This window comes from Pseudomonas sp. HY7a-MNA-CIBAN-0227 (assembly GCF_040310325.1).
GTDB lineage: Bacteria > Pseudomonadota > Gammaproteobacteria > Pseudomonadales > Pseudomonadaceae > Aquipseudomonas.
Map to the genome: position 1 here is coordinate 34,305 of NZ_JBEOPT010000002.1, position 13,060 is coordinate 47,364.

The window sequence follows — 13,060 nt, forward strand, 5'->3', positions numbered from 1 at the left end:
CCATAGAGAACTCCAGCGAATCAATTAGCGAATAATCAGAAAACAGCCTGTATCGCGACGGCTGACGTTTCCAGCCGGCTTACGCCGCGCGAGCGCCCACGTAGAGGCTCAGCATCAGGCTCGCTTGGACGAGCAGGCTGGAAAAGTATCGACTCTGAGGGTCTTGAGGGTCGGCGTGATCCCATTGCTGGACTCGTTGGCCAGTCGTTGGGCAGATACGCCAGTGGGCCTGGGGATGGGCCGAGCTTACACGAGAGGAAGGGGTGACACAGGCCTTGCGGGTAGGGGAAAAGCCTACCGGCTCACGGCACAGCTTGGCACGCAGGGCCGAAGCCAGCGTGCGCAGATCAGGCAAAACAAGGAGTTGAAAGTTCATAACATGCCTCGGGACCGGACTGGCGCCGGATGAGGCAGTTACGTTGGAGCTTCAAGCTCTAGCGCAGCTTACCCGACCTGAAAGGCGAGTCCCGTCATTAACTGGGTTTAGCGCCCGACTCGCCGCATTCACGGTGATCGGACAGTAACTAGAGTTTGTGTCCATTGGCTTCTTTTGTGAGATTTAAAAAATGGCCCGGGTTGCAGGCACGGGCAATTTACTTAGGCGGTTACCGATTGTCAACATTAAAATAGTTAATGTGTTGCTGGTTCAGAATTCATTCAGATAAGAGGCGTGCAGAAGTTGCAGTACATATAAGCCGATCATATGCGCGCGTAGCGCCAATAGTGTCAGATCGACCGTTGATTGACCCGTTGCGACAGTTCGTCGGCGCTTTCCTTGCGTTCCGAGTAGCGGTCCACCAGGTCGGGTCGATCACGCAGTAGCAAAGTGAACTTTACCAACTCCTCCATCACGTCCACCACCCGGTCATACAGCGCCGAGGGCTTCATGCGGTCCTGGTCGTCGAACTCCATAAACGCCTTGGGCACCGACGACTGATTGGGGATGGTGAACATGCGCATCCAGCGCCCGAGTACCCGCAACTGGTTGACCGTATTGAAAGATTGCGAGCCTCCTGACACCTGCATCACCGCCAGTGTCTTGCCCTGGGTCGGGCGTACCGCGCCGAGGGCCAGGGGCACCCAGTCGATTTGTGCCTTGAACACCGCCGACATTGAGCCGTGGCGCTCCGGAGAGCACCAGACCTGGCCTTCGGACCATTGCATTAGTTCCAGCAGCTCCTGGACCTTAGGGTGGTCGCTGGGAGCATCGTCCGGCAGGGGCAGGCCCGATGGGTTGAAGATGCGTGTGTCGGCGCCCAGGTGTTGCAGCAACCTGGCGGCTTCTTCCACCAGCAGGCGGCTGAAGGAGCGTGGACGGGTGGAGCCGTACAGCAACAGGATGCGCGGGCGGTTGTCGAGATCGCTGTTCAGGTGGCCAGACAACGTGGCGTTGAGATTGGGCAGGGTGCTCATGATGGACTCCGGTTACAGCACGGCGATATGGTCGAGTTCGGCCTTCAGCTCAGTGGGGCTGAGGCTGGAGAAAGGCAACGCGAAAAAGGCCCGGCAGCGGGTTTCGATGGTTTCCAGGGTGGCGTGGAAGGCCGCATCGATGTGCGCTTCATCGCTGTTGAGGTCCGAAGGATCTTCCAGGCCCCAATGGGCCTTGATCGCTGGGCCGAAATACACCGGGCAGGTTTCACCGGCGGCCTTGTCACAGACAGTGATCACAATATTCGGCGGGCTGCCTTCGAAGGCCTCGTTGCCTTTGCTGTACAGGCCTTCGGTGCTGATCCCTGCGGCCTCTAGGGTACTGAGGCTGCGGGGCAGCACCTGCCCCTTGGGGAAACTGCCGGAACTGATGGCGTGAAAACCTTCCGGAGCCAGATGGTTAAACAGCGCTTCAGACAGGATGCTGCGGCAGCTGTTGGCGGTGCACATGAACAGCACTTTCATGACGGTTCTCCGTTAGATACTGAGGCGTAGAGCCAGGGCGGCAAGGGTGATCAACAGCACCGGCAGGGTCAGGACGATGCCGACCTTGAAGTAATAACCCCACGTGATATTGATACCTTTGCGTGCCAGGATATGCAGCCAGAGCAGGGTGGCGAGGCTGCCGATGGGGGTGATCTTCGGACCCAGGTCGCTGCCGATCACATTGGCGTAAATCATCGCTTCCTTGACCACGCCGACGGCGTGACTGGCCTCGATGGACAGCGCGCCGATCAGCACCGTCGGCAGGTTGTTCATCGCCGATGACAGCAGTGCCGTCAGTAGCCCGGTGCCCAGTGCTGCGCCCCAGATGCCGTAGTGGGCGAAGGTGTCGAGCCAGGTCGCCAGGTAGTCGGTCAGCCCCGCGTTGCGCAAGCCGTAGACCACTAGGTACATGCCCAGGGAGAAGATCACGATTTGCCATGGGGCTTCTTTCAACACCTTGCGGGTGGAGATATTGTGGCCTTTGGCGGCGATCACCAGCAGCAGTACGGCGCAGACGGCGGAGATCGCACTGATGGGAATGCCCAGGGGCTCCAGGGCGAAGCAGCCCACTAACAGAATGCCCAACACCCACCAGCCGGCGAGGAAGGTGGCGCGGTCATGGATCGCGGTTGCCGGGTCAGCAAGGTCGGCGGGGTCGTAAGCCTGGGGGATGTCTCGGCGGAAGAACCACAACAACACCGCCAGGGTCGCGGCGACGCTGACAAGGTTTACCGGCACCATCACCGCGGCATATTGGTTGAAGCCGATCTTGAAGTAGTCCGCCGAGACGATGTTCACCAGGTTCGACACCACCAACGGCAGGCTGGCGGTGTCAGCGATAAAGCCCGCGCCCATGACGAACGCCAGGGTTGCCGCTGGCGAGAAGCGCAGCGCCAGGAGCATCGACATGACGATGGGCGTGAGGATCAGCGCCGCGCCATCATTGGCGAACAGCGCCGATACCAGGGCGCCCAGCAGCACCATATAGGCAAACAGCCGACGGCCACGACCACGGCCCCAGCGGGCCACATGCAGCGCCGCCCAGGCAAAAAAGCCGGCTTCATCCAGCAACAGGCTGATGATGATCAGCGCGACGAACGTGCCGGTGGCGTTCCAGATGATGTGCCACACCACCGGGATATCCGTCAGGCTGATAGCGCCACAGGCGAGGGCCAGGATCGCGCCCATCGTGGCGCTCCAGCCGACGCCCAGGCCCTTGGGCTGCCAGATGACCAGGACGATGGTGAAGATAAAAATGGCAATTGCGACAAGCATGAAGCGCTCTCCGAGAAGTCAGCAGCAGGCACTGGCCCGTTGTGGTCTGTCGCCCATTGCGCCGAGACGTTGTGCATCCATGTGCAGCCAGGCTTCATTGGCCTGTAGCGTGGCTTCCAGAACCGTTGTCACCCATTGCGGTAACGCTGGATTGAGACGGTAATAGATCCATTGGCCCTGGCGGCGGTCCAGCAACAGCCCGCAACTGCGCAGTTGCGCCAGATGGCGGGAGATTTTGGGCTGGCTGTCGTCCAGAGCATGGATCAGCTCACAGACGCAAAGTTCGCCTTCGCGCAGGATCAGAAGCGCAACACGTGCGCGGGTGGCATCGGCCAGGCATTTGAAGACGCTGGGTGGGGGAAAGAGGTCTGACATGGACAGGGCCTTTCATATTCGATAGTTCGAATATACGGATATCCACATATATTAGTCAAAAGATGTTTCGATTGACCCACGTCAACGGCGCTGGAGTCGATGACAAGTGGTTGAAATTAAAATGAAACACAAATGTCCTAAAGTGCCTGCCCATCGGTTATTAAGGAAGAAACAGTGTGACCCGTGCGACTCGAAACCTGCGTAAAACTCTTGATTCTGTTGCGGACAACAATGAAACCGCGGCCTTTGACCTGATGCGCGCGGTGGAAAAACTCGGCGATGAAGTGTTGCGCCAGCGTCTGCTGAACACCATCCACCGCCTCAATCAGGATGCCCACGAACTGCGCGAAACGCGTGATGCGGTGGAGCGGGTGTCGGTCAAGCTTGCCTGAAGCCCACGCATCAGCCCGGCTGTTGAGCAAGATCATTCAAGACAACCCGTCTCGCCGCTGCCATGCTTGTCGACTGTCTGTCGATGAGCCTGTTGTCCATGCCTACTGCCTTGCCTCACTACGCCTTTGCCCGTGGCGCGATTGCGATCATGCCCTTATCCCTGGCCTGTGCCCCTTGGGGGCTGCTGGCCGGCTCTACGGCGATTGATGCCCAGTTCACCCCATGGGAAGCCCAGGGCCTGTCTACCATTGTGTTTGCCGGTGCCGCGCAGTTGGTGGCCATCGGTATGGTCAAGAGCGGTGCCAGCCTGATTTCTATTTTGCTGACCACCTTGCTGCTGACCTCTCAGCATCTGCTCTACGGCATGCACCTGCGTCCAACCTTGTCGCCGCTCAAGGCACGGTGGCGCATGAGCCTGGGCTTTCTCTTGACCGACGAGTTTTTCGCCCTGGTCAGCCAATATGACCGCCAGACCTTCAATCGTTGGTACGCCCTGGGCGTAGGGCTGACGTTCTACTTGATCTGGAACCTGTTTACCTTCGCCGGCATTGTACTGGGCAAAAGCATTCCCGGCCTTGATCAACTGGGCCTGGAGTTTTCCATCGCTGCCACCTTTATTGCCTTGATTACCCCCGTGGTGCGTGATGTGCCAACGGTGGTTTGCGTTGCGGTGTCATTGCTGTGTTCGGTGCTGCTGAGCTACTGGCAGTGGGAGTCGGCGGTGGTGGTGGCTGGCCTGTTGGGGATGAGCGTGGGTTATGCCTGCAAACGCCTGGGAGTAGGGCAGCAATGATCTTTGTGATGATTTTCGGCATGGGCCTGATCGTGTTCCTCAATCGCTACCTGTTCCTCGAACCGCGTCTGCCGGTGCGTCTGAACCGTGGCGCGCGGGAGTTTCTCGGTTTTGCGGTGCCTGGCATGCTGACCGCCATTTGCGGCCCGATCATTTTCTTGGCCGACCACAAGCTTAATCTGAGCCTGGGCAATCCCTACCTGCTGGCCGGAGTGTGCGCGGTGGCGCTGATGTTCTGGACCCGCAGCGTGTTGATCACGGTGCTGCTGAGCATGGCACTGTTTTACCTGTTTCGCTGGTTGCTCTGAGCGCCCACCGCAGGCAAAAAAAAGCCCGCGGGAGGGCGGGCAGAAGGGAGACTTCTAAAAATGAGCCTGCCCAATATAGAGGGCGAAGTCTCCCATTACAGTGAAACAAACTTCATCTGCAAGACAGGTTGACGATAGCTTTCCTTCGCCCGTGCAGGCGAAAAGCTGATGGTCGTCGATTAATCAGAGTCAGGAATGCCGCTCGAGCGAGCGGCAGAGTTGTATCAGTTTTTTGCGTTGAGTTTGCGCAGTTCGTCGTAAGTCGCCGACTGGACGAACCAGAAGCCGGAGATGATGCACCAAATCAGGGTACCGCCTATCAAGGCGCCCAAACCTGCCAGAAAACTCTGGCTGAACATCACCACCAGGCCTGTGATCCACAGGAACGCCAGTGCGATGTAGAGAACGGTATTGTTAACGCCGATGACGAAATCTTTCATGATGCTTCCTTTCTAGGTAGTGTCCCGCTGGCCTCATCAGTGAGGTCCAGCGTCGGTATCATAATGCCATACCTGACGTGTATGCCACCTTGGCCGCAGGTGGTGCACCCATTGCTCAACAGGAGAACCCCATGATTGTTACCACCACCCACACCATCGCCGGGCGTGAGATTGCCGAGTACCTCGACATTGTCAGCGCCGAATCGGTACAAGGCATTAATGTGGTACGAGATCTGTTTGCCGGGATGCGGGATTTTTTCGGGGGGCGCTCGCAAACGCTTGAGCGGGCGTTGAAGGAAGCGCGCATCCAGGCCACCGACGAAATAAAGCAGCGGGCGCATAGCCTGCAAGCGGATGCGGTGGTAGGTCTGGATTTTGAGATCAGCATGCCCGGCGGCGGACGCGGGGCGATGCTGGTGGTGTTTGTTACCGGGACGGCAGTGAAGCTGAAATAACCCCGGTTACTTCTTGTTGGCCTGGGCCTCGGCCGCCAGGCATTCCAAAGCGAACTGCTCGGTATAGCTCATCTGGATCGGGGTGGTTTCGCCCTTCACCGTGCGCTCGCCGTCGAGGATGTAGCGGATGCGCTTGTCGGTGACGCCGATGCGCTTGGCAATCCACGAAGGTGTCTGGCCGATGCGGCTGATCAGCTTGTCGGCATAGTCGGTGGATGGGTTGTAGAGTTCGGCGTTGGGTGTCATTGGTTTTCCGGATAAAAGCGGGTTTACAAGTAGGCGACAGGGTGACGCAATAATCACTCGGTGTCGCCTGCTATGTCCGCACCAATGGTAGAGTCGCGTTTTTTCCAAGGAAGTAATGGCATGCGGATGGTGGTAATAGGCGCTTTGGTACTGGCATCACTGGCCGGTTGCGCGGGCTCAAAGATGAAAGACGCGCGTTCTGCCGCGCCTTACAAGACCCTGGCTTCGGACAAGGCCGCCCTGGTGGTTGCCCAATGCATCCAGTTTGGCTGGCAGGATGAGTCCGTATTTGGCGTCGATGCCGGTGGGTTCATGGAACCTGCCGAAGGCGGTGGCCACACGGTCTACACCACCGGTGGCGATTACTTTGTCGACGTGCGCGGCGCGGGCAATGCCACCACCGTCAACTATTACGCAGCCGAGGACAACTGGGCCGCCAAGCGCCGCCTTGCGGCCCTGGCGACTTGTCTGTAAGACATTGCCTTAGAATTTTTCAGAAATGCCCGGCGGACACACCGCGGGCAATGCCTTAATATGCCCGCGCTCGCCCGGCGTCCTGGCTCTTTACCAGTACAAGGAAGTCGAGGCCAACGTCGGGAGGGCACCTGTTTCTTAAAGCCGCACTTAGCGCGGCATGTATCCCAGGTGCCAGCGTCGGGGAATCTTCAGCGACACCAGTCCCAGCAGCGCTGACAGAAAACCGCTGACCAACAGCGCACGAATGCCCATCTGCTGCTGCAGCAAGGCACCGATTACCGCACCCACAAACATGCCTGCCCAGGGAACCAGTTGCACTCGCCAGCCGTTCCTGCGCTCACCCAGCATCCAGCGCCCCAACCCCCGGCCGAAACGCGACAACGCGCCGGTCACATAAGTCAGACCCACCGGCAAGCCGTTGACCTCTTCCACGGCGGCATTGAGCATGCCCATGGCGATGATCGCCGCCAGCAAGGCCGGCAGTTGATTGGCAAACGGCCACGCCGCCGCCCCACACAGCAACGTGGCGATGCACAGCAACAGCGGCAAGGCGTGACGCTTGCTGACCCGGCTGAGGATCACACCCAAGGCATTGCCCGCGACAAACGTCGCCACCAGCAGCGTCAGGCGTGCGGTCAGGCCACGGTCGCCTTCACTGATTGCCACCGCCAGGCGCGTGGTGTTGCCGCTCATGAACGAGACAAAGTCGCCGCTGGCCATGAATCCGATGGCGTCGGTCATGCCCGCCAGCACCGACAGGCTGGCCACCAGCATCAGTCCGACACGGCCGCGCCATTTGTGTCGCTGCAGAAGGGCCGCGTTGGCGTAAGGTTTGAGGGCGGAGGGCAGCACAGGCTTAGGTTCCTTGATGAGATTATCCGGCCACTACCGTAGGACGCTTTGATCCAGACTGCAATGACCTAGCTCACTTCAAAGTGCCAGCCATCAGCGTGCCAACTCAAACAATGGGTCGGGTTGAGTGCAGCGAGAAACACTTCGTCGTGGGAGACCGCAACCATCGCCCCGGTAAAATCCTGCAATGCTTGTTCAAAAGCGATCACCGATTCCAGGTCCAGGTGGTTAGTGGGCTCGTCCAATAGCAGCAGTTGCGCCGGCGTCTCGCGCCACAACGCGACCGCCATGGCGGCCTTGAGTCGCTCCCCACCGCTGAGATTGCCCACCGGTTGCGTCACCCGCAAGGCGTCCAGTTGCAGCAGTGCCAGGCGCGTGCGCAACTCGCTTTCTGTCAGCGGCGTATCGAGCCGTTGCAGATGCTCGACAATCGAGAGCGTATCGTCCAGCAGCGCCAGCCGCTGATCGATATAGGCACTGGGCACATGAGCCCGGCATTCTCCGCTCAGCGGTTGCAATTGACCTGCCAGCAGCTTGAGTAAGGTGGATTTGCCGCAGCCATTGGGGCCGCTCACCGCCACGCGCATCGGGCCGATCAGGTTGACACTCAGGTAAGTGGTAGGTGCGTGGGCATCGAGCCAGGGCAACCGTGCCTGGTCCAGGGATAACACTTGGAGCCCGTATGGCAGTGTGGTCCCCGGCAGGGATAGTAACGTTGGTGTCTCGTCCACCACCCGCGCGTGAGCCTGGCGCACGCGCTCATTGAGTTCATTCTTGTGCTGCACTTGGGCGCTGCGCACAGTGCTGACGATGTCATTGGCGGCACCTTTCCAGCGTGACCGGGTGAGCGGGTCGACATTGGCGGTTTCTGCGTGTTTGCGGGCGCTGGCGGCGTGGCGCTGGACGCTGTCATGGTCTTTTTTCAGGCGTTTGCGTTCGCGGCTGCGGTCCAGGCGAGCATGTTCGAGGGCGGCCTGGGCGGCGTGCCGTTCGGTCTCGCGCTGCGCGCGAAAATCATTGTAGTTGCCACCGTATACCTGCGTGCCCAGGGGTGACAGTTCGATGATCCGCTCCAGAGTGTTGAGCAACTGCCGATCGTGGCTGACCACGATCAGGCCCCCGCGCCAGTCGCCCAAGGTCTTGAGTAGCCAGTCGCGGCCAGCGCTGTCCAGATGATTGGTGGGTTCGTCGAGAATCAGCAACTGCGGTTGGGACAAGAGCGCGCCGATCACCGCGACCCTGGCCAGTTGGCCGCCGCTGAGTTGCTCGGCCGGGTCTTCAACATCGACCTCGGATAAATCCGCCCCATCCAATGCCTTGCGCAGGCGCTCGGCCAGGTCCCAGCGGTCGTCGACCAAGTCCAGGTCCTCGGCCGTCGCTTCACCCTTGGCCAGGCGTTGAAGAGCCATGAGGACGTCGGCGCAGCGAGTCAGTTGGGCAACGGTTTGGCCGGGAAAGAGGGGAACCGTTTGTGGGACATAGGCCAGCCTGGCCGAAGACTTAAGCAGGCCGGAAGAGGGCATGAGCAACCCCGCAATCAATCGCGCCAGGATGCTTTTGCCCATGCCATTACGGCCGACAATCCCGGTGGGTGTGTGATCGAAAGTTAAGGTCAGGTCTTCCAGCAATGTTTCGCCATTGGCGAACTGGAAACCCACGCGATGCAAAGAAACAAGCACAGGCAGCCGGTTGACGTCAGTCATCAGCACCTCCAAAAAATGTGGGGCAAGCCAACAAGCGCGCCAGGCGGCTCGTTGCGATTACATTTTGGAAGGCTTAGTTGTTCACGTCGGCGGTCGTCCTGCGATCAGAAAGGACCAACAGGGTAACGCACTTGGGTTTTTTCCTACAAGGATGCAGCCAGTTGTTCGAGAAACATCGCCAGCCCCACTTCCTCGACTTTCAAGCCTTTGCGCACCCGGGGCTTGGGCAGTTTCGCCAGCTCGCCTAGGCTGAAATACTCCAGCACGGCCGGGTGGATATAGCACTTGCGGCACACCGCCGGGGTATTGCCCAATTGCCTGGCAACGTCCTTGACCATCTCCACCACATGCTTCTTCGCCTCCGATTCAGGCTGCCAGGCCAACTCCCGCAACACCGCCAACGCCAGGGCGCTGCCGGCCCAGGTGCGGTAATCCTTGGCGGTGAAGTCGGCGCCGGTGAGGCTATGCAGGTACGCGTTGACGTCTGTGGAGCTGATCGTATGGCGATCGCCATTTTCGTCCAGGTATTGAAAGAGATCCTGCCCTGGCAATTCCAGGCAGCGCTTGATGACATTGGCCAGGCGCCGGTCCTTGACGGTGATCTGGTGCTCGATGCCGCTCTTGCCGCGAAACTGGAACAGGATCGCGCTGCCGCTGATGTCCACGTGTCGGGCGCGTAGGGTGGTCAGCCCATAGGAGCGATTATCCCGAGCGTATTGGCTATTGCCGACGCGGATAAGTGTGGCATCCAACAGCAGGATCACCGTGGCCAGGACTTTTTCGCGATTAAAACCGGGCGCGGCAATCTGCGCTTCCAGGTGTTTGCGCAGTTTCGGCAGGGCGTTGCCGAACGCTTGCAGACGGGAGTATTTATCGCCGTCGCGCACTTCGCGCCAGCGCGGGTGATAGCGGTATTGCTTGCGCCCCCTGGCATCGCGGCCGGTGGCTTGCAGGTGACCGCGCGGGTCGGAGCAGACCCACACGTCGGTATAGGCCGGTGGCACCGCCAGAGCGTTGATGCGCTTGACCTCGGCCGCGTCGGTGATGCGCTGGCCACGGGCATCGAAATACTGGAACGTGCCGCGTACTTTCTTACGGCTCAGGCCCGCCTGGGTGTCGTCAACGTAATGCAGGTCGCGGGGCAGGTCGGCAAGCAACGCAGGATCGGGCATGGGGCGAAGTCCTTGGCAACAAATCAGGCCGGTATGACTGATTGACCACCGTGGTTTGCGGTCGTGCCAATGGATTCCAACTGCTCACGCCAGCACCGCCACCGCTTTGATTTGCGCCCACAACGCCTGGCCTGGATGCAGTTGCAACTGGTCTCGCGAGAAGCGGGTGATGCGCGCCAGCAACGGCGTCCCTGCCGCGTCGAGCCGCACCAATACATGGGCACTGTTATCGGCAGGGATTTCCTGGGTCACGGTCACCGGCAGTCGATTGAGGATACTGCTGTGTTCCTCAGGCTGCAGGCTGAGGCTGACATCCCGGGCCTGGACTTTAAAACGCAGGTGCTTGCCCAGCTCCAGCGGCGTATGGGCGACGCGTACCTGCAACTGGCTGTCGGGCAGTTGCAGGGTGAGCAACTGGTAGTGGGCGTCATAGGCGCTGACTGTGCCGTTGATCACCACCCCGGCATCGTCGCCAAGGGCCAGCGGCAGGTCGAGGCGAGCCAAGGTTTCGCCGATGGGGCCGCTGGCCAGGACCTTGCCGTCGCTGAGCAGGACAATGTGATCGGCCAGCCTCGCCACTTCATCCTGGGCGTGGCTGACGTACAACACCGGAATCTCCAACTGGTCATGCAAGCGTTCCAGGTAGGGCAGGATCTCGCTCTTGCGTTTGCTGTCCAGGGCCGCCAACGGCTCATCCATCAACAGCAGGCGCGGGCTGGTGAGCAGGGCGCGGGCGATGCCGACCCGCTGGCGTTCGCCGCCAGACAAATGTTGGGGATGACGGTCGAGCAGGTGGCCGATGCCCAACAGTTCTGTGGCCTGGGCCATGTCCACTCGTCGTTGTGACCGGGGGATGCGTTTGAGGCCGAACTCCAGGTTGGCCAGCACCGACAAATGCGGGAACAGGCTGGCTTCCTGGAATACATAGCCGAGGGCGCGTTTATGGGGCGGGACAAATAACCCTTTACGGCTGTCCTGCCACACCTCATCGTTGATCTGGATAAATCCATCTTCGGCCCGTTCCAGCCCGGCAATACAACGCAAACAGGTGGTTTTACCGGAGCCGGAATGCCCGTAAAGCGCGGTCACCCCACGGCCAGGCAACTGCAGATCAAGATCCAGGGCAAAATCGGAATAGCTCAGTTGCAGGCGTACTTCAATCATCGACATCAACTCCAGCCCGCTTTGGTTTTACGGCTGGAGTAGAGCGCCAGCAACACCAGGAAAGAAAACACCACCATCGCCCCGGCGAGCCAATGGGCCTGCATGTATTCCATGGCTTCGACATGATCGTAGATCTGTACTGAGACCACCCGGGTCTTGTCGGGGATATTGCCGCCGATCATCAGCACCACGCCGAACTCGCCGACGGTATGGGCAAAACCGAGAATCGAGGCGGTGATAAAGCCCGGACGGGCCAGGGGCAGGATTACGTTGAAAAAAGTGTCCCAGGGGTTGGCCCGCAAGGTCGCGGCCACTTCCAGCGGACGGGTGCCGATGGCGCTGAAGGCGTTCTGCAACGGCTGCACCACGAAAGGCATCGAGTAGATTACCGAGCCAATCACCAGGCCAGCAAAGCTGAAGGTCAAGGTGCCCAGGCCCAGCCATTGGGTGAACTGGCCGACATAGCCATTGGGGCCCATGGTCAGCAGCAGGTAGAAGCCAATCACCGTCGGCGGCAATACCAGCGGCAGGGCAACCACCGCACCAATGGGGCCGCGCCACCAGGAGCGAGTGCGCGACAGCCACAAAGCAATCGGCGTGCCGATGATCAGCAGAATGGCAGTGGTCAGCGACGCCAGTTTCAGGGTCAGCCAGATTGCGGAAAAGTCGGCACTCGATAGGGGCATTTACAGGTGGTAACCGTAGGATTTGATAACGGCAGCGGCTTTCGGCCCTTTGAGGTAGTCAACCAGTGCCTTGGCGACCGGGTTGTCCTTGCCTTTGTTGAGGATCACCGCGTCTTGTTTGATCGGGTCGTGCATGGTGTCTGGAACGATCCAGGCCGAGCCACTGCTGACTTTGCCGTCTTTATAGATCTGCGACAAGGCAACAAAGCCCACTTCGGCATTGCCGGTGGACACAAACTGATAGGCCTGGGTGATGTTCTGACCTTCGACGAGCTTGTCCTTGACCTTGTCGGTCAGGCCCAGCTTGGCCAGCACTTGGGTAGCGGCGAGACCGTAAGGCGCTGCTTTGGGGTTGGCGATGGACAGGTGCTTGTAGTCATTTTTCTTCAGTACGTCGCCCTTGGCATCGACATAACCTTCCTTGGCCGACCACAGCGCCAAGGTGCCGACCGCGTAAGTGAAGCGCGAACCCTTGACGGTAGCGCCTTCGCTTTCGAGCTTTTGCGGGGTGGTGTCGTCGGCGCTGAGGAACACCTCAAACGGCGCGCCGTTCTTGATTTGGGCGTAGAACTGGCCGGTGGCACCGTAGGCGGCGACCAGTTTGTGGCCGGTGTCTTTTTCGAAATCAGCGGCAATTGCCTGGATTGGCGCGGTGAAGTTGGCAGCCACGGCCACCTGGACTTCATCGGCCTGGGCCGAGCCGAAGGCAAAGAGGGCGATAAACGTTGCGAGGGTGGTCGGGGCCAGGCGTGAAGCGCGAATCATCATGAAGCAGCTCCTTTGGGGCCGCCTGTGGCGGCTTGT

The 13,060-nt window shown here is 59.8% G+C and carries 18 protein-coding genes; 5 read left to right on the top strand and 13 right to left on the bottom strand.

Features of this window, described 5'->3' with window-relative positions:
• Nucleotides 1-79 precede the first annotated feature (79 nt).
• The 5 genes from AAEZ06_RS03235 to AAEZ06_RS03255 form a co-directional block, all read right to left on the bottom strand.
• Nucleotides 80-376, bottom strand: coding sequence for a hypothetical protein (locus AAEZ06_RS03235; RefSeq protein ID WP_149414475.1), 297 nt, complete (start codon nucleotides 374-376; stop codon nucleotides 80-82).
• A 350-nt stretch (nucleotides 377-726) separates the two neighbouring features.
• Entirely contained in the window at nucleotides 727-1,416 is a 690-nt protein-coding gene (gene arsH, locus AAEZ06_RS03240) for an arsenical resistance protein ArsH (RefSeq protein WP_178114533.1), read from the bottom strand.
• A gap of 9 nt (nucleotides 1,417-1,425) precedes the next feature.
• Nucleotides 1,426-1,896: an arsenate reductase ArsC gene (locus AAEZ06_RS03245; RefSeq protein ID WP_149414473.1), complete on the bottom strand. Its 471-nt coding sequence runs from the start codon at nucleotides 1,894-1,896 to the stop codon at nucleotides 1,426-1,428.
• 12 nt (nucleotides 1,897-1,908) lie between these two features.
• Nucleotides 1,909-3,192, bottom strand: coding sequence for an arsenic transporter (locus AAEZ06_RS03250; RefSeq protein ID WP_350612807.1), 1,284 nt, complete (start codon nucleotides 3,190-3,192; stop codon nucleotides 1,909-1,911).
• 18 nt (nucleotides 3,193-3,210) lie between these two features.
• Nucleotides 3,211-3,567 (bottom strand): metalloregulator ArsR/SmtB family transcription factor, encoded by a 357-nt coding sequence (locus AAEZ06_RS03255; protein ID WP_149414471.1) that lies wholly within the window; start codon nucleotides 3,565-3,567, stop codon nucleotides 3,211-3,213.
• A gap of 176 nt (nucleotides 3,568-3,743) precedes the next feature.
• On the opposite strand from AAEZ06_RS03255, the gene AAEZ06_RS03260 reads away from it, so the two are divergent.
• The 3 genes from AAEZ06_RS03260 (at nucleotide 3,744) to AAEZ06_RS03270 (ending at nucleotide 5,061) form a co-directional block, all read left to right on the top strand.
• Nucleotides 3,744-3,959, top strand: a complete 216-nt coding sequence (locus tag AAEZ06_RS03260) for a hypothetical protein (protein WP_149414470.1) — start codon at nucleotides 3,744-3,746, stop codon at nucleotides 3,957-3,959.
• A 98-nt stretch (nucleotides 3,960-4,057) separates the two neighbouring features.
• Nucleotides 4,058-4,753 carry an AzlC family ABC transporter permease gene (locus tag AAEZ06_RS03265; RefSeq protein WP_149414515.1) on the top strand — a complete coding sequence of 232 codons (696 nt, stop codon included), beginning with the start codon at nucleotides 4,058-4,060 and terminating at the stop codon, nucleotides 4,751-4,753.
• On the top strand, nucleotides 4,750-5,061 hold the full coding sequence (locus tag AAEZ06_RS03270; RefSeq protein ID WP_133102697.1) for an AzlD domain-containing protein: 312 nt from the start codon (nucleotides 4,750-4,752) through the stop codon (nucleotides 5,059-5,061). The genes AAEZ06_RS03265 and AAEZ06_RS03270 overlap by 4 nt, the downstream gene beginning before the upstream one ends.
• A 224-nt stretch (nucleotides 5,062-5,285) precedes the next feature.
• Here the strand turns inward: AAEZ06_RS03270 and AAEZ06_RS03275 are convergent, their stop codons facing one another.
• Complete coding sequence (locus tag AAEZ06_RS03275) at nucleotides 5,286-5,501, bottom strand: hypothetical protein (protein WP_133102696.1); 216 nt, start codon at nucleotides 5,499-5,501, stop codon at nucleotides 5,286-5,288.
• Nucleotides 5,502-5,632: 131 nt separating this feature from the next.
• Here AAEZ06_RS03275 and AAEZ06_RS03280 point away from each other — a divergent pair, with 131 nt between their 5' ends.
• Nucleotides 5,633-5,956 carry a YbjQ family protein gene (locus AAEZ06_RS03280; protein ID WP_149414468.1) on the top strand — a complete coding sequence of 108 codons (324 nt, stop codon included), beginning with the start codon at nucleotides 5,633-5,635 and terminating at the stop codon, nucleotides 5,954-5,956.
• Between the two features lie 6 nt (nucleotides 5,957-5,962).
• Here the strand turns inward: AAEZ06_RS03280 and AAEZ06_RS03285 are convergent, their stop codons facing one another.
• Nucleotides 5,963-6,202: a hypothetical protein gene (locus AAEZ06_RS03285; protein ID WP_133102694.1), complete on the bottom strand. Its 240-nt coding sequence runs from the start codon at nucleotides 6,200-6,202 to the stop codon at nucleotides 5,963-5,965.
• Between the two features lie 120 nt (nucleotides 6,203-6,322).
• Between AAEZ06_RS03285 and AAEZ06_RS03290 the strand changes: the two genes are divergently transcribed.
• Nucleotides 6,323-6,676 carry a hypothetical protein gene (locus AAEZ06_RS03290; protein WP_149414467.1) on the top strand — a complete coding sequence of 118 codons (354 nt, stop codon included), beginning with the start codon at nucleotides 6,323-6,325 and terminating at the stop codon, nucleotides 6,674-6,676.
• Nucleotides 6,677-6,826: 150 nt separating this feature from the next.
• Here the strand turns inward: AAEZ06_RS03290 and AAEZ06_RS03295 are convergent, their stop codons facing one another.
• The 6 genes from AAEZ06_RS03295 to modA form a co-directional block, all read right to left on the bottom strand.
• Entirely contained in the window at nucleotides 6,827-7,531 is a 705-nt protein-coding gene (locus tag AAEZ06_RS03295; RefSeq protein WP_149414466.1) for a YoaK family protein, read from the bottom strand.
• Nucleotides 7,532-7,599: 68 nt separating this feature from the next.
• Nucleotides 7,600-9,234, bottom strand: coding sequence for an ABC-F family ATP-binding cassette domain-containing protein (locus tag AAEZ06_RS03300; RefSeq protein WP_350612812.1), 1,635 nt, complete (start codon nucleotides 9,232-9,234; stop codon nucleotides 7,600-7,602).
• A 143-nt stretch (nucleotides 9,235-9,377) separates the two neighbouring features.
• A complete protein-coding gene (locus AAEZ06_RS03305) occupies nucleotides 9,378-10,406 on the bottom strand; it encodes a DNA topoisomerase IB (RefSeq protein ID WP_149414464.1) in 1,029 nt (342 codons plus the stop codon).
• 84 nt (nucleotides 10,407-10,490) lie between these two features.
• Complete coding sequence (gene modC, locus AAEZ06_RS03310) at nucleotides 10,491-11,576, bottom strand: molybdenum ABC transporter ATP-binding protein (protein WP_502948015.1); 1,086 nt, start codon at nucleotides 11,574-11,576, stop codon at nucleotides 10,491-10,493.
• Nucleotides 11,576-12,256, bottom strand: a complete 681-nt coding sequence (gene modB / locus AAEZ06_RS03315; RefSeq protein WP_133102688.1) for a molybdate ABC transporter permease subunit — start codon at nucleotides 12,254-12,256, stop codon at nucleotides 11,576-11,578. Before modB ends, modC begins: the two co-directional genes overlap by 1 nt.
• Nucleotides 12,257-13,024, bottom strand: a complete 768-nt coding sequence (gene modA, locus AAEZ06_RS03320; protein ID WP_350612817.1) for a molybdate ABC transporter substrate-binding protein — start codon at nucleotides 13,022-13,024, stop codon at nucleotides 12,257-12,259.
• Between the last annotated feature and the right edge of the window lie 36 nt (nucleotides 13,025-13,060).